General features: G+C 54.8%; 14 protein-coding genes. 7 read left to right on the top strand and 7 right to left on the bottom strand.

Features of this window, described 5'->3' with window-relative positions:
* Positions 1-119 precede the first annotated feature (119 nt).
* Positions 120-2,480 carry a UvrD-helicase domain-containing protein gene (locus FHI25_RS01155; RefSeq protein ID WP_210516423.1) on the top strand — a complete coding sequence of 787 codons (2,361 nt, stop codon included), beginning with the start codon at positions 120-122 and terminating at the stop codon, positions 2,478-2,480.
* Between the two features lie 75 nt (positions 2,481-2,555).
* Positions 2,556-3,437, top strand: coding sequence for a 50S ribosomal protein L11 methyltransferase (locus FHI25_RS01150; protein ID WP_210514242.1), 882 nt, complete (start codon positions 2,556-2,558; stop codon positions 3,435-3,437).
* Here the strand turns inward: FHI25_RS01150 and FHI25_RS01145 are convergent.
* On the bottom strand, positions 3,434-4,033 hold the full coding sequence (locus FHI25_RS01145) for a sulfite exporter TauE/SafE family protein (protein ID WP_349237979.1): 600 nt from the start codon (positions 4,031-4,033) through the stop codon (positions 3,434-3,436). The genes FHI25_RS01150 and FHI25_RS01145 overlap by 4 nt on opposite strands.
* A 669-nt stretch (positions 4,034-4,702) precedes the next feature.
* On the opposite strand from FHI25_RS01145, the gene FHI25_RS01140 reads away from it, so the two are divergent.
* The gene (locus FHI25_RS01140; RefSeq protein WP_063088820.1) at positions 4,703-5,788 is read left to right on the top strand and encodes an HD domain-containing phosphohydrolase; all 1,086 of its coding nucleotides are present in this window, start codon (positions 4,703-4,705) and stop codon (positions 5,786-5,788) included.
* A 76-nt stretch (positions 5,789-5,864) separates the two neighbouring features.
* Complete coding sequence (locus FHI25_RS01135; RefSeq protein WP_210514240.1) at positions 5,865-9,386, top strand: PAS domain S-box protein; 3,522 nt, start codon at positions 5,865-5,867, stop codon at positions 9,384-9,386.
* Between the two features lie 49 nt (positions 9,387-9,435).
* On the opposite strand, the gene FHI25_RS01130 is transcribed toward FHI25_RS01135, so the two are convergent.
* Both FHI25_RS01130 and FHI25_RS01125 read right to left on the bottom strand, forming a co-directional pair.
* Positions 9,436-10,173, bottom strand: a complete 738-nt coding sequence (locus tag FHI25_RS01130; RefSeq protein WP_210514238.1) for an SDR family oxidoreductase — start codon at positions 10,171-10,173, stop codon at positions 9,436-9,438.
* 198 nt (positions 10,174-10,371) lie between these two features.
* On the bottom strand, positions 10,372-10,563 hold the full coding sequence (locus FHI25_RS01125) for a hypothetical protein (RefSeq protein ID WP_147419464.1): 192 nt from the start codon (positions 10,561-10,563) through the stop codon (positions 10,372-10,374).
* 257 nt (positions 10,564-10,820) lie between these two features.
* Here FHI25_RS01125 and FHI25_RS01120 point away from each other — a divergent pair, with 257 nt between their 5' ends.
* Together FHI25_RS01120 and mgrA are read left to right on the top strand one after the other, a co-directional pair.
* Positions 10,821-12,845, top strand: coding sequence for an aminopeptidase P family protein (locus tag FHI25_RS01120; RefSeq protein WP_210514236.1), 2,025 nt, complete (start codon positions 10,821-10,823; stop codon positions 12,843-12,845).
* A 133-nt stretch (positions 12,846-12,978) separates the two neighbouring features.
* A complete protein-coding gene (gene mgrA, locus FHI25_RS01115) occupies positions 12,979-14,007 on the top strand; it encodes an L-glyceraldehyde 3-phosphate reductase (RefSeq protein ID WP_282597573.1) in 1,029 nt (342 codons plus the stop codon).
* 81 nt (positions 14,008-14,088) lie between these two features.
* Here the strand turns inward: mgrA and FHI25_RS01110 are convergent, their stop codons facing one another.
* A complete protein-coding gene (locus FHI25_RS01110; RefSeq protein WP_210514232.1) occupies positions 14,089-14,997 on the bottom strand; it encodes a LysR family transcriptional regulator in 909 nt (302 codons plus the stop codon).
* A 140-nt stretch (positions 14,998-15,137) separates the two neighbouring features.
* On the opposite strand from FHI25_RS01110, the gene FHI25_RS01105 reads away from it, so the two are divergent.
* Positions 15,138-16,136, top strand: a complete 999-nt coding sequence (locus FHI25_RS01105; protein ID WP_210514230.1) for a DMT family transporter — start codon at positions 15,138-15,140, stop codon at positions 16,134-16,136.
* 12 nt (positions 16,137-16,148) lie between these two features.
* Here FHI25_RS01105 and FHI25_RS01100 read toward each other — a convergent pair whose 3' ends face one another.
* The 3 genes from FHI25_RS01100 to ligA are packed head-to-tail and all read right to left on the bottom strand — an operon-like array spanning position 16,149 to position 19,237.
* The gene (locus FHI25_RS01100; protein WP_246878847.1) at positions 16,149-16,748 is read right to left on the bottom strand and encodes a thermonuclease family protein; all 600 of its coding nucleotides are present in this window, start codon (positions 16,746-16,748) and stop codon (positions 16,149-16,151) included.
* Positions 16,708-17,100, bottom strand: coding sequence for a hypothetical protein (locus FHI25_RS01095; RefSeq protein WP_063088828.1), 393 nt, complete (start codon positions 17,098-17,100; stop codon positions 16,708-16,710). Before FHI25_RS01095 ends, FHI25_RS01100 begins: the two co-directional genes overlap by 41 nt.
* A gap of 28 nt (positions 17,101-17,128) precedes the next feature.
* Complete coding sequence (gene ligA / locus FHI25_RS01090) at positions 17,129-19,237, bottom strand: NAD-dependent DNA ligase LigA (protein WP_210514228.1); 2,109 nt, start codon at positions 19,235-19,237, stop codon at positions 17,129-17,131.
* Between the last annotated feature and the right edge of the window lie 30 nt (positions 19,238-19,267).

The following is a 19,267-nucleotide window of genomic DNA, read 5'->3' as shown; positions in this document are numbered from 1 at the left end:
AAACGATCCCGCGAAGGGCTTGGTTGATGCTGGCAATGTGGTGCAGAATGTAAAAATCGTCGGTTCAATATGGAACGACACTGGCCCCCTTCGCACAGCGTGATATATATGCGGTCATGATGGATGATCCCTTCGAAATTGATGAATTCGCCGCCAGCCCCGAAATGCGTCTGGCCGATACACCGACCCCGGCATATCTCGACAATCTGAATGCCGAGCAGCGCGATGCTGTCGAAACGCTCGACGGACCTTTGCTTGTTCTGGCGGGTGCCGGAACCGGGAAAACGCGTGTTTTGACGACGCGTCTGGCGCATCTTCTGCAAACCAAGGCGCAAACCGAACGCCTGCATCCTCAGCAGATCCTTGCCGTGACCTTTACCAACCGTGCGGCAAAGGAAATGCAGGAACGTGTCGCACACGCCCTTGGTCGTCCGGTTGAAGGTTGGTGGCTGGGAACCTTCCACTCGCTTTCAGCGCGCTTGTTGCGCCGTCATGCCGACCTGATCGGGTTAAAGTCAAACTTCACCATCCTTGATAGCGATGATCAGGTGCGCCTGCTTAAGCAGATCATGGATGCCGAACAGATCGATCCGAAAAAATGGCCAGCCAAGCAGCTGATGGGGATCATTCAGCGCTGGAAGGACAAGGGTCTGACGCCTGAACGGGTCAATGAAAGTGTCGAGTTCGCCAATGGCGGGGCCAAGCACCTTTACAAGATTTATCAGGAACGCCTCAAGGTCCTTAATGCCTGTGACTTCGGAGACCTGTTGCTGCATTGCCTGACTCTGTTCCAGCAGCATCCGGAAGTCCTGAAGCAGTATCAGAACACCTTCCGTTATATTCTGGTCGACGAGTATCAGGACACCAACGTTGCCCAATATCTGTGGCTGCGTGCAATGGCGATGGTTCATCGCAATATCTGCTGCGTTGGTGATGATGATCAGGCGATCTATAGCTGGCGCGGGGCCGAGGTTGGCAACATCCTGCGCTTTGAGTCCGATTTCCCCGGTGCCAAGGTTGTCAGGCTTGAACAAAACTATCGTTCCACCCCGCACATTCTGGCCGCTGCATCCAAACTGATCACGTTTAACGATGGCCGTCTGGGCAAGGAGCTGTGGACCGAAATCGATACTGGCGACAAGGTGTTTGTCAAAGGTGTCTGGGATGGTGAAGCAGAGGCACGCCTGATCGGTGAAGATATCGAAGCCCTGCAGCGCAAGGGTGTTGGTGCATCCCAGATTGCCATTCTGGTGCGGGCCGGTTTCCAGACTCGCGAGTTTGAGGAACGCCTGATCACGCTGGGCATCCCGTACCGCGTTGTCGGTGGTCCGCGCTTCTACGAGCGTCAGGAAATCCGTGATGCGCTGGCCTATATCCGGCTTGTTGCGCAGCCTGATGACAGTCTGGCATTTGAGCGCATCGTCAATGTACCCAAGCGCGGGGTTGGCAAGGCAACGCTTCAGACATTGCATCAATATTCCCGTGATCAGGCGATCTCGCTGCCGGCGGCGGCGCGCGATTTGTTGGACACCGAAGAACTCAAACCCAAGATGCGCCAAAGCATCGGCGGCCTTTTGGGGGATTTCAAACGCTGGCGCGAAATGCTTGGCAACAGCAGCCATGTCGAAGTCGTTGAAACCGTTCTGGATGAAAGCGGCTATACCGATATGTGGCGGACATCAAAGGAAATTGATGCGCCCGGCCGTCTGGAAAACCTGAAAGAACTGGTGTCTGCAATCGGCGAGTTCGAAAACCTGACCAGCTTCCTGGAACATGTCTCGTTAGTGATGGAAAACGCGCAGAACGATCATGAGGAAAAAGTCACCATCATGACCCTGCACGCCGCCAAGGGACTTGAGTTCGATTACGTCTTCCTGCCCGGTTGGGAAGAGGGCGTCTTCCCCCACCAACGCGCAATGGATGAAAGCGGGGTCAAGGGCCTCGAGGAAGAACGTCGTTTGGCCTATGTCGGGATCACTCGGGCACGCAAACGTGCGACCATCTGTTATGCCGCTAATCGGCGCATCTATAACCAGTGGCAATCAGCCCTGCCATCGCGCTTTGTTGATGAGTTGCCCGACGAACATATCGAACGCAGCAGCGATACCGGTCTTGGCGGGCATGGTGGCAATCATTCACCAGGTGCGTGGGGTGCCGATGACTGGATGAAAATGCCAAGCTGGGCAAGCGACAGTGGCAGCACGCCGTCGCGCAATCCGGTATCGGGCGCGGGGGATCGTAAATTCGCCTCAAGCGGTTGGCAGGGTCGCGTGCGCAAGAACGTGATTGATGTGAAGCCCGACGGTGAAACCAGTTATTCCACCAGTTCCAACTCATCGAAATACAAGGTGGGCGATACGGTGCGCCATCGCAAGTTCGGGTCGGGAACCGTTCGTGCGGTCGATGGCAACAAGTTGGAAATCCATTTCGAAAGTGTCGGCACCAAGAAAGTGGTCGACAGCTTCATCCTGCCGGGGTAAGCCCCGGGCAATATTTTCGGATGACCGATTTAACCGGGCAGAGCACATTTGCCGCCCACACGAGCGAGAAGCGATATGACCGAACCCGTCCTTTGCTATAACTTCAAGTTCGAAGTTGATGGCGCCTATGCACAGATGTTTGCCGACGCGCTGTTTGATTATTGCGATGCGCTTTCGCATTTCGAACGCGATGGCAACCCTGACGGACCTTGGCGTATCGAAGGCTTTGCCGGTGAGATGTTTGACAAGGGGGCGGTTGAGACCGCGGTGTCGATCATGGCCTCCGCAGTCGGCATTGATGCACCAACCGTGACTTTTGGCACTTATGAGCCAAAGGACTGGGTCAGCGAAAACCTGCGCAGCTTCAAGCCGATTTCGGTCGGGCGTTTCTTTGTCCATGGTTCGCACTGGAATGAGGAAATCCCGGTATCCAAAACAGCGCTTCAGGTCGACGCCGGTCTGGCATTCGGGTCTGGTGAACATCAAACCACCAAGGGATGCCTTGCTGCAATCGATTGGTTGGCCAAACGCGGACCACGTCAGAATGCGCTTGATATGGGCTGTGGGTCCGGCATTTTGGGCATGGCATGTGCCAAAACCTGGCGGTGCCCGGTGATGATGGCCGATATTGATGCCGCATCGGTTCGGGTCGCACGTGAAAATGCCAAAACCAACAAGATCGCAGATCTAGTCACGACCATTCATTCAAATGGTTTTCAGGATGCCCGTATTCGTGACGCCGGATATTACGACATTGTCTGCGCCAACATCCTTGCCCGCCCGCTGCGTGGTATGGCCCATGATCTGACCAGCACGCTTTCGGAAAACGGTGTCGTCATCCTTTCAGGCCTTCTTGCGCATCAGGAACAGTTTGTTCTGTCGGCCTACCGCGATGTCGGGCTTTCCCTGATCAACCGCTTCAAGGTCGAAAACTGGACAACACTTGTCGTCGGCTAAGCGATAAGGGCGAAGACAAAGCGATATATTCCCAGAAGACCAAGGCCGACGATAAGGACGCCAACCGCAATCATAAGCGGCTTTCGCGGGATAATTTTGACAAGCACGGCTGCCAACGGGGCGGCCGGCACACCGCCGATTACAAGCGCCAGTGCCGCCATCCCGAAGCTTTCCAATCCGAATGATCCGGCAAATGTGACGGTAATTGTCACGGTCACAAAAAACTCGGCCGCAGCAGACGTTCCAAGCATGCGGTGCGGTTCGTTGCCGCGATAGACCAGCGTGCTTGATACGATAGGTCCCCAGCCGCCACCCCCGATTGCATCAAGAAATCCACCGATCATGCCAAGCGGGGTAAGCCCGCGGATTGCCGCAGGCGGCTGGACTTTGCGAAGGGCCTTTGCAATTACAAGAACACCAAGGGCACTAAGATATACCGCGACAAACGGTGCCAGATAGTGCCCGATACCCGATGATAAAAGAGCAGCGCCAGCACAGCCGCCTATTGCACCGGCAAGTGCCAGCTGACGGACCATGCGCCAATCGACATTGCGTGCAAAATGGTGGGCAGTACCGGAAACAGCGGTGGTTGCAATCTCGGCGGCGTGAACAGTTGCACTTGCCTGTGCGGGGGTAAGCCAAGCGTGATCAAAAGGGAAGTTGAGGTCAGGCCATAGGCCATGCCGAGGGCACCATCAATCAATTGGGCGATAAACCCAATCAGAACGATCCACCAGAAAAACACATCCGTCTTCGCCGCAAGCTCCAGGCATGGATACGATGCTGCAAAGTTTAGCAAGTTGGCGGCAATGCGATATTGCGTTGTGATTTTTGGGTGGCATTGCCGTTATGCATTAATGCCACGAGACTTTTGACAATTAGGTGCCCACGGATAACCGGCAATGCCTATCAGGTTCGCACCGGGACGCGAAAACGCCCATAACCAAAACCGCCTTGTCGGTTGCTGTTGCATGATGACCGGGTACACGATCCGGTTGCTTTGATCCATTTTCGGTATGCTGATTTTCATCGATTCGCATTGCAATCGAGCCTTCAGAACGGAAATCCCGGAGATACCAGAACTTCTCCATCAAAATTCAATCAAAGGTTTTCACTGTCTTTTTCGCGAAATCCCTTGGAAACCGGGCCAAAAACAGCCTGAGAACCGATCTCACACTTTTTGCGTATGTTGCAATATACAATACCAACGGATAGGTTTTATCTATTCGCTCGTAGTATTTTGTATCTGGCATGGGGCAGGGTGATTGAGTGAGCTTGAACGTCGCATTTTGGTTGTAGATGACGAACCGCCGATCCGAAAATTGCTGGCACGTATCTTGGAGCGTGCCGGTTTTGAAGTGGTGGTTGCATCTGACGGACTTGAAGCGCTTGAGACAGTAAAATCAGACGCATCATTGCGTCTGGTTGTTTCTGATTTGCGCATGCCAAATTGCAGTGGTCTGGACTTCGTTAAACGGGCAATCAACGAATACAAGCGGGATTTCGAATTCATTCTACTAACCGGGGATGGTGACAAGACCGATGCCGTGACGGCACTGCGTCTTGGGGTGCGGGAATTTCTTGATAAGCCGATCGAACGTGCTGATCTTGAACGCGCCGCACTTGATGCGCAGGCGCGACTGCAGGAACGGGACCGCGAAGTCGAACGTGTTCGCAAACTCGAACTGGAAAATATCAGTCAGTCGAAAACTCTGGATGACATCAGCCGCAAACTTGGCGGTGCAGAACAGGAAATGATCGACCGGCTGAGCCTGATTTCCCAGTATCGGGACATCGAAACAGCGGAGCATTGTGTTCGCGTCGGTCTTTATTCCCAATTGCTGGCAGAGATGGCCGGTCTGGATCAGAATGTTCAGCGGACAATCCGTCTGGCCGGCATTCTTCATGACATCGGAAAAGTCGGCGTGCCTGATGAGGTGCTTCTGAAAAACGGAAAGCTGACCGACGACGAATTCAAGGTCATGCAGCGCCACACCGAGATCGGCTTTGCGATGCTCAATTCATCAGACAACCCGGTTCTTGGACAGGCCGCAATCATTGCGCGCTATCATCATGAACATTGGGAAGGGTCGGGCTATTGTGTGGGTCTGTCGGGCGCGGATATCCCGATGATTGCGCGGATCGTCTCACTGGCCGACGTTTATGACGCCCTTCGCAGTGCGCGCCGATACAAACCGGCTTATGGCCACACCGAAGCCGTCAATATCATCACCAAAGGTGACGAGCGAACCTCCCCGGAGATGTTCGATCCGAAACTTTTGGGGCTTTTTGCCGATAATCATCTGCGCTTTGAAAGCATCTATAACAGCATGCCCGACCAGTTGGTCTGAGAATGGGGCCCGATAACTCATGCCAAAAAGATTAAGCGCCAATCTGGACCGGACAAGAAACCGCAGCGCAGACTTTATGTTGTTTGTGATGTCGATTGGCGGGGTGCCCGCATTGGTTTCCTCGATGTTGCGCGAAGCAAGCCAGCGTTCGATCGCGGTCGAGATCATCCATCTTTTGGTTTTTCTGGCCGTTGTTGCCGGTCTTGTACTTCGCAAACGCTTATCGACCTTTACCAAGTCGGTTGTGATTGTCGCCGCAATGACAAGCATGTCGTTGCTTTATATCGTCAGGTTTTCGCCCGCAAGCGGCATGGCGATGATGATTGTGTCAACCGTTATCGTGGCGCTGTTCTGGCGATTTTCCGTCACCATTCGCTACGCGGTGTTCTGCTTTGTCGCGATTGCAAGCGTCGGCGTGATGCGTGTTTTCAACCTCGACGGGGGCTTGATCACCGATAGCGGAACCGTTCCCCATACGTTGCCGGTTTGGGGATCTGCGCTGTTTGGGTATGTCTGGATGACCGCGTCACTTGTTGTCGGGATCGTCTGGATGCGCCAGGCACTTTTGCAAACCAGCATGGACCAGCTGCGTTCGCAAAACGAACTGATGTCGGGCAAAAAGTTTCTTGAACAAATCCGCGAAAGTGCGTCTGAAGTCGCCAACCATTTCTCGTCACTTGATCGCATCGAAAATGCGTCTTTCCGCCCGACATTGAAGCGTTTTGCCAACCTGATGAATTGTGAACGGGCAAGTCTGTGGTTGGAAAAAGATGATGGTGACGTTGAGTGCGTCGGGCTGTTTGATGCCAATGATCCGTCGGCGAAACATGACGGCATGATTTTGAAACGCGCTGTATTGCCGCGATATTTTGCGGCGCTGGAAACCGGGCAGATTATCGATGCGGACAACGCCGTTGAAGATCCGCGTACTTCCGAACTTAAAGACGCTTATCTGATCCCGATGAATATCAAAGCAATCCTTGATGTTGCATTGATCTCGGCGGCGGGCCGAATGGGCATATTGTGCTTTGAGTCTGTCGGGCGGACCAGAGTATGGCGCCCTGAGGAAATCGTTTTCGCTCATATGGCAGGTGGGTTGTTGGCAGCCGCCGCAGGCATGAAAAATGTCATGGAAGCCAATGACGAGCTTAGCTTCTCGCGCCGTCGCTTTGAGGCGGTTGCCAACTACACCTACGGCTGGGAAAGCTGGATTGCGCCTGATGGCAAACTGATCTGGGTGAACCCGGGGATTGAACGCGTTCTGGGCTACACGGTCGATGAATGCATGGCGTGTGGTGATTATCCGCTGTCATTTATTGCGCCCGAGGATCGTGACCGTGTCCGCCACTATATTGACGAAGGTCTTGATGGCCTGTCAGGCAGTGACCGCGAATTCACCGGTGTTCACAAGGATGGCCGCAAGGTCGGTATCGACATGTCATGGCAACCGATCGCCGATAGCGACGGTGGGAACCTCGGGATCAGGATCAGTTGCCGCGATATCACCGAACGCATCCGTTATCGCCAGGATCTTGAGGTTGCCAAGAGTGATCTGGAGGCCAACCAGCGCCGCCTGCGCGCGCACTTCAACAACGCGAAAATCGGAGTGTTTTACTGGACGCCGGACAGAACCATCATTGAGGTGAACGAAACCGCCTGTCAGCTGTTTGGCTATAATGCCGATGAGATGGTCGGCAAGAAGCTTGAACTTCTGGTGCCCGAGGAAGACCGGGCGCGTCTTGGCACTCTGATCGAACGGATCATGGAAACGCAAAACAGCGTCAATAACCGGTTCGAGAATGTCAAACGCGACGGCAGCCGCATCATCTGCGAATGGTATGAAAGCCCGATATTTGATGCCAATGGCGAACTGGATTGTATCGCCAGTTTCGCACTGGATGTGACGGAGCGCGAACGCCATCAGGAGACACTGGAATCCATTTATCGTGGTATCCGCTATCAGGTCGGTGCCGGGTTCTTTGAAAACCTGACAAAGGTTCTCTGTGAAACACTTGATATGACCTATTGCCATATCGCCGAACTTGTCGGTGACCGGGTGAAATCAGTTGCATTCTATTCCCCGGATGGCAGTCGTGGTGGCCTTGATTTCGCCCTGGCGGGATCTGCAGCGGAACGCGTTATCAAGGAAGGCACGTTTGTCTGCAAAGACAATTTTTCCGTTTTGATGAAGGATGTCCAAAAGGTCACTGACGTTGATGTCGTTGGATATGTCGGGGCCGCGCTTTACGACAGTGAGGCACGCCCGATCGGTATTCTGGTGACCATATCGGACAAACCACTTGGTGATCCGGAACTGGCGAAATCCATTGTCGAAGTGTTCGCGTCGCGGGCGTCTGCCGAACTTCAGCGGCTTCAGTCCGAACGCAAACGTGAAAAGCTTGAACAGCAACTGCGTCATTCCCAGCGGATGGAAACCATCGGTGTTCTTGCGGGCGGGATCGCACATGACTTCAACAATATCCTGCAGCCAATCAGTGGCTATGCCGAACTGCTTTATTCTGATTTGCCCGAAGATTCACCGCTGCGTGAAGATGTTATGGAAATTCGCCAGGGGGCGGATCGGGCACGTGATCTTGTCCGTCAAATTCTGGCATTCAGCCGAAACTCAGAAACCGAACGTTCACCGATTGATGTCGGGTCGATGATTTCGGGCACGGTTCGTTTTGCCCGTGGGTCCATGCCATCGAGTGTGTCGATCAAGGTCGAACTGGGGGCGAAATCCATGACCGTGATGGGCAACGCAACACAGCTGGATCAGTGTCTGATGAACCTGATCACCAATGCCTGTCATGCGGTCGGCGATCAGGGTGAAATTCGCGTGAAGGCAAGCCGCTTCGAAGTCACCGAAGACAGTCTGGAAATACATCCGTTATTGACGGTCGGGCGCTATATCCAGATTAGCGTCGTGGATAACGGCGTCGGTATGGAGCCGGAAACAGCCAAAAGGATCTTTGATCCGTTCTTTACCACCAAGGAGCCGGGCAAGGGTACTGGGCTCGGCCTGTCTACGGTGCATGGCATCGTGACCGGCCACAAGGGCGAGATATCGGTTTATAGTCGCCTGGGGCAGGGAACCCGGTTCGCGATTCTGTTGCCGGAACATGATCGCGAAGCCACGGATGAAAAGCGCGAAACCCGCAGCCTGTCGGCAGGTGCAGGCGGGCATCTTGCGGTCGTGGATGACGAGGAAAAGAACCTCAGGCTTTGTGCGCGGATGTTGGAGCGGATCGGATATTCCGTCGATACGTTTAACGAGGCCGCCAAGGCGCTTGAAGCGCTGAGTGCACCGGACGCAAAGTTTGATGCGCTTCTGACCGATCAGACCATGCCCGGCATGACCGGCCAGAAACTGATCGAAAAGCTGCGAGAGGCTGGCAATCAAATCCCGGTTGTCGTCATGACCGGGTATGCCTCAGACGAGGTGACCAACGCCTTCAATGCTTTGGGGGTTGCGCGCATACTGGCCAAGCCACTTGATATCATTGAATTGCATGATGGCTTGGCCGCGGTGTTTGGCGAAACAAAGGACGTGGCGATGGCATCTGCCGATTTGCCGGGAAAGCCTGAAACGCCCTAAGAGCAACCAAATCCGGAAAGTCGTCGGGTATCAGGCTTGATCGGTCGTGCTACCGGCCGCCTGATACATCAATGATGCTGCCTGTGACATAGGACGCGTCGCCCGAGATCAGCCAAAAGATACTTTGGGCGACTTCCTGCGGGTCGCCGGCACGTCCCAACGGGCAATTCGGGCCGAGTTCATGGGCGCGTTCCGGGCGGCCACCACTTGCATGAATATCGGTTTCGATGATGCCCGGACGCACGGCATTGACGCGAATCCCTTTCGGGCCGAGTTCCTTGGAAAGGCCGATGGTCAGGGTATCGATTGCCGCTTTTGATCCGGCGTAATCGATATATTCGTCAGGTGACCCAAGCTTTGCCGCAATGGATGAAACATTGACGATAGCGGTACCGGAACGAAGGGTTCGTGCGGCTTCGCGTGCAACCAGATAGGCACCGAGCACGTTGGTATCGAACACGGCTTTTATGCGATCAATATCCATATCCGCAAGTGTGCTTTGCCGGGCGACAATGCCGGCATTATTGACCACGGCGTCAATCGCGCCAAACCGATCACGTGCAGCCTCAAACAGGGCAATAACGCTGTCTTCATCGCGAACGTCACATTTGCGCGCAATCACATTGCCGGTAAATCCGGCGCGCTCGCACATCGCACATGTTTCATCAGCACTTTCCTGATTGCCAACAAAGCTTAGCGCAACGTTCCAGCCTTTGGCGGCAAACAGAACAGCAGTTGCGCGTCCGATACCGCGTGATCCACCGGTGATCAGAACTGTCTCGGTCATTTCCACTCCGCATCGTGATCATGATTTACTGTTTGGGGCACTATGGCGTGCTGGCCTGCGACTGGTCAAAAAGAAACGGCCCTGCTGTGGAGAAGCAGGGCCGTTTCAGAGGGAAAAGACAAAAATGCCGCAAGGATCATGAACCGTGATCCTGCGCTTCGTCTTTTGATGCAGACCAACCCGGGCGGGATTGATCCGTTATTCCGTATCCTTGGCATCTTGCGGGTCGTTTTTAATTCGATCCGCAATGTCGTCTGCCGGATGGGCAGGGCCAGTATCAAGACCGAGCGCAGTTTTCTGACCAAGGGCCAGGCGCTCAAGGCCGTCATAGGCCGTCTGGCGACGACGGGATTGTATGACGCTCAAGGCAGTAATAGGAAAACGGATCACCGTTCATGGTCTCCAGCAAATTGACGTCCCGACGGGCCATCTTTTTGTCGCGGGACTGTCATACGTTAACCTTTGGCTAATGTGCATTGCGAAGGTTGCAACGCATTCATACGCGGGATGCATGCACCGGTGTTTTCGGGCGGGGAAAAGGGCTCAGTATGTCGGAAAGTTCTTTGGTGCTTGCGCGACATCGGCACAAACCCTTACATAGGTCTAACCACCTGCCCAATGCCCCACATGTTTTAAAGAGGATCTTCATGGCCATTTCCGGTGATGCTCAACTTGCCAAACTGCTTGAAGCCGCCAATGTCGACAAGGATGTTAGCGCTGTCATCGACCTGATTGACGGTGTTCTGGCCGCAGCCCAGGGCAGCACGCGAGAAGACTGGATTGATCTGATTTGCCAATCCCCGGATGATGCCCTGCGGGCCGAATTGCTGGCCCTGCGGGATGAGCGTAAAACGCTTTTTAAAATGGCCAAGGATGATTTTGACGCAGCCCATCGACTGGATGCTTTGCGCACCTATCTGGCGGCCAAGGGCGTTGACGGCTTTATTGTGCCGCGCGCGGACGAACATCAGGGCGAAAACGTACCAGCACGGGCCGAACGTCTGGCGTGGCTGACCGGCTTTACCGGATCTGCGGGTGCGACCGTTGTCTTGCGCGACAAGGCCGCCGTTTTTGTCGATGGCCGTTACACCATTCAGGTGCGCCAGCAAGTTAACCGTGATCTGTTTGAATACCGCCACCTTGTCGAAGAACCGGTTGTCGGCTGGCTGCATGACCACCTGAAATCGGGTGAGAAGCTGGCTTATGATCCTTGGCTGCATACCGTGCAACAGGCGGCACATCTGCGCTCTGCCTGTGAGGCGGTCGGGGCGGAACTGATCGCGATTGATACCAACCCGATTGACGCCATCTGGCATGCCCAGCCGCACCTGCCGCTTGGCCCGGTGCGTCCGCATCCAATGGAATATGCCGGTAAATCCAGTTTTGAAAAGCGCACCCAGATTGCCGAAATTCTGTCGCGCATTTCGTGCGACAGCGCCATTCTGTCGGCACCTGACAGCATCGCGTGGCTTTTGAATATCCGTGGTGCCGATGTGCCGCAAACACCGCTTGCACTTGGCTATGCGATCATCAACGGCGATGCCTCGGTCGAACTTTTCATGGACGAACGCAAAATCGCGCCAGAAACGCTCAAATGGCTGTCGGGTGAGGCAACCTTGCGGGCACCGGGCGAACTCGGGGATGCCCTGAAGGCGATGGGCAATCAGGCTGTGCGTCTGGATGAAGCCACTGCAGCCGACTGGCTGCGTATGAAATTGTCCGAGGCCGGTGCCACCGTGCGTGTCGGGCGTGATCCGGTTGCCATTCCGAAGGCCTGCAAGAACGAGGTCGAACTTGACGGTTCGCGCAAGGCCCACAAACGCGACGGCGAAAAGATCATTCGCTATTTCAAGTGGCTTGATGAAACGGCCGCCAACGGTGATATCGATGAACGCGCAGCAGCCGACATGTTACTGTCGATGCGTGCCGAAGATCCGCTGTTCCGTGATTCAAGCTTTGAAACCATTCCGGGCAGTGGCCCGAACGGGGCGCTTTGCCATTACCGCAATACCCCGGAAACCAACCGCAATCTGACCCCGGGCGAGATTTTCCTGATTGATTCCGGGGCGCAATATCTTGATGGTACCACCGATATCACGCGCACGACCGTGATCGGGAATCCGACACAGGAACATCGCGACCGCTTCACCCGCGTGCTGAAGGGGCATATTGCCCTTGCCCGCGCCATATTCCCCGTTGGAACTACGGGCCAACAGCTTGATACGCTGGCACGCATGCCGCTTTGGGAAGCCGGGCTTGATTTTGACCATGGCACCGGCCACGGCGTTGGCAGCTACCTTGGTGTGCATGAAGGTCCGCAACGCATTTCCAAGGCGCCGAACACGGTGGCCCTGAAACCGGGGATGATCCTTTCGAACGAGCCGGGCTTTTATAAGGAAGGCGAATACGGCATTCGCATTGAAAACCTGATTGCGGTAACTGAAATCGATGCGCCGATTGGGGCTGATCGCAAAATGCTTGGCTTTGAAACGCTGACCTTCTCGCCGATTGACCGCAAACTGATCGATCCGGAATTGATGACCAGGGACGAGTTGCAGTGGCTTAACGATTACCACGCACAAGTCTATGCGATGTATGCCGATGATCTCGATGATGATCATCGTGAATGGCTGCAAAACGCAACAGCGCCGATCAAAAAGAAATCAGACTGATTTCACGCTGCGTACTTGGCACTGACAAACAGGGTCGAATGCCCTATTAAGACTGCATTGGATCGATTTAAGAAAAGCGGTAAACCGCTTCTGAAAGCAGGAGGAATATATGGCTGAAGTCGAAGCCCAGTGGATGGCTAATCCTGATCGCTATAACGACGAAAACTGGGACTGTTGCGGGCGCAGTGGATTGCTTCTGCCGAAAATCACGCTTGGTCTGTGGCAGAATTTCGGTGGCGTGGATGTCTATGAAACCCAGCGGGCGATGATCCGTCGCGCGTTTGATCGCGGTGTGTTCCACTTTGATCTTGCCAACAACTATGGCCCGCCGCCGGGTTCGGCCGAAGAAAACTTTGGCAAGGTCCTGTCGCAGGATCTTAAACGCCATCGCGACGAGTTGATCATTTCCACCAAGGCGGGCTATCGCATGTGGCCGGGGCCGTTTGGGGAATGGGGGTCACGCAAATATCTGATTTCCAGCCTGGATCAAAGTCTTAAGAGGATGGGGTTGGAATATGTCGATATCTTCTATTCCCACCGGGTTGATCCCAACACCCCGCTTGCCGAGACCATGGGCGCACTTGATCAGATCGTGCGTTCGGGCAAGGCGCTTTATGTCGGGATTTCGTCCTATTCGCCGGAAATGACCCGCGAAGCGCATGCGATCCTCAAGGACATGGGAACGCCATGCGTCATTCATCAGCCGTCCTATTCGATGGTCAATCGCTGGGTCGAGGATGGTCTGCTTGATACGCTTTCCGAGCTTGGCATGGGCTGCATCGCCTTCTCGCCGCTCGCACAGGGCCTTTTGACCAACAAGTACCTGAATGGCGTGCCAGAGGATTCACGTGCCGCCCTTGAAGGATCCTTCCAGAAAGGCATGCTGAGCGACGAAAACATCAATCGCGTTCGCGCACTGAACGAGATCGCCAAACGTCGCGGTCAAAGCTTGGCCCAGATGGCGATTGCCTGGGTGCTGCGCCGTCCCGAGGTGACATCTGCCCTGATCGGGGCACGTCATGTTCAGCAGCTTGATAACAGCCTTGATGCGCTCAATAACCTTGAATTCAGCGCAGACGAGTTGGCCGAGATAGATAAATATGCCGGGGATGCCGGTATCAATCTTTGGCAGAAATCGTCGGACAGTCAGGCACCAGTCTGATCCCAGCGATTGATACGATGATAAAAACCCCGACCGAAGCATCTTTCGGTCGGGGTTTTGTTTATCAGAGTCAGTGTTGGTTTATTTTTGGTTGGCCATCGGAACGGTGCCGGCAAGATCACGCAATGTATCGACAACCGCCTTGCCCCCGGCACTCAGCGGGCGATCCTGTAACCAGGACAGCATCACCTTGCGCGACAGTTCCGGGTTGGTGATGCGCCGTGCCTTGAGGCGCCCGGTCGAAAGTTCCTGAACCAGCGAACTGCGCGGCAAGACGGTATGCCCGACATTGCGCGTCACCAGATCGACCAAAACGCGAAGGGCATCGGCCTCCACCACCGGAGTCAACGGCCGTCCGGCGCGAAAGGCGGCTTCCTGCATCATGGCGCGCAGCCCGTGCTTGTTGGTCGGCATGATGAGCGGCAGGGACAAAACATCTTCGTAGGCGATTTCGGTTTCCTGTTCGCCGACCTGTGATGGGTGGGAAATCAGAAACAGGTCTTCGCGCCAAAGCTGTTCGGCATGCAGGCTGCGTGAAATCATGCCGTCATGAAGGATGCCGATATCAAGTCGCCCGGACAGCAATCCTTCCTGCACATCGCCAGTCAGGTCTTCGGCAACCGTGATGTTAAGGTCAGGATAGCGATCGCGCAGAGTTTCAATCAGCGCCCCGGTAATCACGATCCCGGCGCTGGGCGGAACGCCGACATGCACATGGCCTGTCACCTGACTGCTGCGGGCCGAAAGATCCGCTTCAAGACGGGCAAGATCGGTCAGGATCACACGGGCCCGTTCGGCAAGCATCTGGCCCGCTTCGGTTAATTTGACGCCGCGTCCGGTACGTTCCAACAGTTTGGTCTCAAGCGCCTCTTCGAGAAGGTTAAGCTGCCGACTGAGCGCGGGCTGCGACAAATTAAGCCGCTCTGCCGCGCGTGACAGGCTGCCGAGTTCGGCAATATGTACAAAGCTTCGAAGTTGTTTGATATCCATCGGGCGTGATCCTGAGCAGCTTTGCGCATCCATTTGCCTGCCAGATATAGCCAAAGCTGATATCTGATAGCAATTAATTCGAATTGAATAATGGCAGTTCACGGGTAACTATGGCAACCGATAGAGGATCGGAGAAACCCATGACGCCACCACCGTCACCTTCTGAGCCCGGGCAACAGGTTGTTACGCCTGTCGTGTCGCCGGCGGGTTCCGCGCTGACCATTGTGTTGCTTGCGACAGCTGCCTTGGCCATGAAAGGCCTTCTGGCAAAATTTGTTTATGCCACGGGTATGACAGTGGATGGCTTGTTGCTGTTGCGGTTTTTGATCGCGATGCCGCTCTTCTGGCTTGGGGTGGTTTTGTTTGGCAAGAACCGGCCGGGCGACCGCAAGATGAAGCCGGTTGATCTTGCCTGGGGCGGGCTTTATGGCGGGCTGTTTTTCCTTGCGGCCTTGTTTGATTTTACCGCTGTTTCGTTGATTGAGGTCACCGTTTCGCGGATCGTGCTGTTTACGTTTCCGGCCGTCGTGATGATCCTTGAGGCGCTCCATAAACGGCGCTTTCCGCCAGTTCGCCAAATTTTCTGCTTTGTCATAACCTATGTCGGGCTTGTTTTGGTGCTGGCACCGGGCGGGTTTGGCGAGGTATCGCAGGAGCTTTGGTACGGGGCGGCTTGGGCGTTCGGTTCTGCTGTGACCTATGCGATTTATCTCTATTTCGGACAGCGGATGATTACCGTTATCGGGTCGATGCATTTTGCAGCCCTGATCAACACCATGGCCGGTATTTGCATGGTGATTTACCAATTGATCGTGCAAAACCCGCTGAACCTGAATGTGGCCGGCATCATGTGGACGGCAGGTATTTCGATATTTTGCACCGTTATTCCGTTCTTCCTGCTGTACGAGGGTATTCGCAGGGTCGGTGCGACGCAGGCATCGCTGATATCGCTTTCGGGGCCTGCCATGACCTTCTTTGCTGCATGGCTGTTTCTGGGCGAGGTCCTCACAGTGCCGCAATTGGTTGGGTTTGTGGTCGTCACACTCGGTGTGGCGTCACTTAAAAACAGCTTTACACTGGCGGGGCTGGGACGGTTGCTGGCACGGCCGTTTGCATCCGGTGGGACGTCGCAACGCTAATTAGGTTTGATGTTATTCGTCGCGTTGCCAGCGGCGAACTTCAATTTCATGTTCGGGTAAACGTTCACCGCGCCGCCATTTCAGCGGATCAATGAATTCCCCTGCCCAGACGCCGGTGCGTGCCTGTCGCGCCTGATTTTCATAGGCTTTGTATTCCGGCATCTGATCGGGGCGGGCAACCGCCATGCCCCGAACAATCAGGCTTTGCCCAATATCAACCCCGTTGGCATTGCGGCAAACGGTCATGTTGCGATGATACCGGTTTTTCCCGCGCACTTCGCATGTTATCGGTGTTGCGACCAGAAGGTTGGTGGTCACCTGCCATGCCTCTGCCCCGCAGGCCGTGCTTTGACCGTTAATCAGACATTCCTGAAAACGGTTCATGGCGTCCGCCCCCCACAGATCAACACGTTTGAAGCCGAATTCAAGCGTATCAGCATCAATCGCACGCGCCGGGCCCGACAGGGTATCAAAGTCCGGATCGGCCTTTGATACTGCTGGAAAGCATCCCAGCATCAGGGCAAAACCAAGTGTGATCAGGCGGTGGGGAAGGGCGGGCACCATGCGGGCCTCAATACAGGTCGCTGTATCTGATTTCATCAAGCTGGGCAAAGATGACTTTCCACTTTTCATCCTGCTTGAGCAGTGCGAACGCATAGTCGCAATCAAAGATCAGGTTGTTTTCCGAATTGCCAAAGCGGAACGAAACAATTGCACGCGCCCCACCGGGAAGGGCGGAATGCTGTTCAATCACCATGGACTTTGCCATGGCAAGATCGGCATTTTTCAGTTCATCAAAGAACGAGTGATGGTATTTGTGCAGATCGTCTGAACTGCCAATGGCCTGCACACCGGACAGATCATTGATCAGGCACGGGAAGTGGAAGAAATCATCAAGTGCGTTTTCTTCAAGCTTCAGATGGGCATCGACATAACGGCGAAAAAAACTTCCAAGGTCTTCCATCAGCACACACTCCCCGGTTAGATCATTTTTATTCCGTGGCAATCAGATCAAGCCATCCCTGTTCATCAAGCACTGTAACACCTAATTCTTCTGCTTTCTTTAATTTGGAGCCCGCACCCGGTCCTGCAACCAAATAATCGGTTTTTGCCGATACGGATCCGGCGACCTTCGCGCCAAGACTTTCGGCTTTGACCTTGGCTTCGTTGCGTGAAAAGAGCTCCAACTTGCCGGTAAAGACAACGGTTTTGCCATTGACCGGATTGTCGCTGACCTGCGGGGCTTCGACATCGGTAATCGTCAAAAGCCCTTGCAGATCATCAAGAACCTCGCGGTTGTGATCTTCGGCCATGAATTCGATCAGGTCCTTGGCGACACCGGGGCCGATCTGATCAATGTTGATCAGTTCGCGAAGGGCTTCGCTGTCGGCTTCATTGGCGGCAACCATGGCGCTGCGCCATTCGGCAAGCGATCCATAATGGCGTGCCAGAAGCTTTGCCGTTGCCTGACCGATCTGGCGAATGCCAAGTGCATAGATAAACTTGTCGAGCCCGATGGTACGCCGTTCATTGATGCCATCAAACAGCTTGGTTGCGGATTTTTCCCCCCAACCTTCAAGCTTTCGGATGGCATCGCCGTGATCGCTTTCAAGACGGAAAATATCGCCAGGCGACTTCAGCCAACCCAGTTCAAAGAACGCCTCGACATTCTTGGCCCCCAGGCCATCGATATCAAAGGCCGTGCGCGATACGAAATGTTTCAGGCGCTCAACTGCCTGTGCCGGGCAGATCAAGCCGCCAGTACACCGGGTTACGGCTTCGCCTTCTTCGCGCATGGCGTGGCTGCCGCATTTCGGGCACTCGGTGGGAAATTCGTAAGGTGTTGCATCATCCGGATGATTGCCATCCTCGTCCAGAATGACCTCAACGACTTGGGGAATAACGTCACCGGCACGTTGCACAACCACAAGATCGCCAACCCAAACGCCCAAGCGGTCAATCTCATCTCGGTTATGAAGGGTGGCGTTGGATACCACGACACCGCCAACCGTAACCGGCTCCAGCCGAGCGACCGGGGTCAGGGCACCTGTGCGACCAACTTGAATGTCGATGGCCTTGATCCGAGTGCGAGCCTTCTCAGCCGGGAATTTGTGCGCAATCGCCCAGCGCGGTGACCGACTTACGAAGCCGAGGCGCAGCTGAAGTTCGAAGTCATTGACCTTATAAACAATACCGTCAATGTCGTAATCAAGGTCCGGGCGCTGGGTTGCCAGTTCTTCATAGAACGCCATGATGTCATCGGCGTTATGAAGCAACCGGGTCAACGGATTGGTGACAAAGCCCCATCCTTCGACCTTTTGCAGGAAATTCCACTGCGTCTGGGCCAGGCTTTCGGACAGTTCGCCAAAGCTATAGGCAAAGAAACGAAGCGGGCGTCTGGCACTGATCGATGGATCAAGCTGGCGAAGCGACCCTGCCGCTGCGTTGCGCGGGTTCGCAAAGGTCTTGCCGCCGGTTTCGGCCTGTGTCGCGTTCAGTTTCTGAAACGCAGTGCGTGCCATATAAACCTCGCCCCGGATTTCGACCACATCGGGCGCATCATCGGGAAGCGTCTTGGGGATGTCGTCAATATGGGCGACATTGGCGGTAACGTCTTCGCCCTCCGAGCCGTCACCGCGGGTGGCAGCCGTGACCAGTTCGCGGTTTTCGTATCGCAGGGACAGCGAAAGACCATCGATCTTGGGTTCGCCCACCACTTCGACCGGGCTGTGCGCTGTCAGGTTCAGGAAGCGACGAATACGGGCAAGAAAATCGACGATGTCTTCGCGCGAAAATGCATTGCCAAGTGACAGCATCGGGCGGGCATGCTTGACCTTGGCAAAGCCTTCCGCCGGGGCGGCACCGACTTCCTGTGTCGGGCTGTTTTTCTTCAGCGTCGGATAGTGGGATTCAAGTTCGATCAGGCGATTGAACAGCGCGTCATATGTCGCATCCGAAACCAGCGGGTCGTCATTAACGTGATAGGCCTCGTTATAAGACCGGATACGTTCGGAAATTTCGGCATGCTGTTTGCGCGCCTCCGTGCTCGAAGACGGCAATTCGGGAAGTTCGGACATGTTTGACGCGTGTTCGGCGCTCATATTCTTTTTGTTCCGTATTCAAGGTTGGGC

The organism is Thalassospira sp. ER-Se-21-Dark (assembly GCF_017922435.1).
In the GTDB taxonomy this organism is placed as follows: Bacteria; Pseudomonadota; Alphaproteobacteria; order Rhodospirillales; family Thalassospiraceae; genus Thalassospira.
The sequence above is the reverse complement of the archived record's forward strand: the minus strand, read 5'-3'. Positions and strand labels throughout refer to the sequence as shown.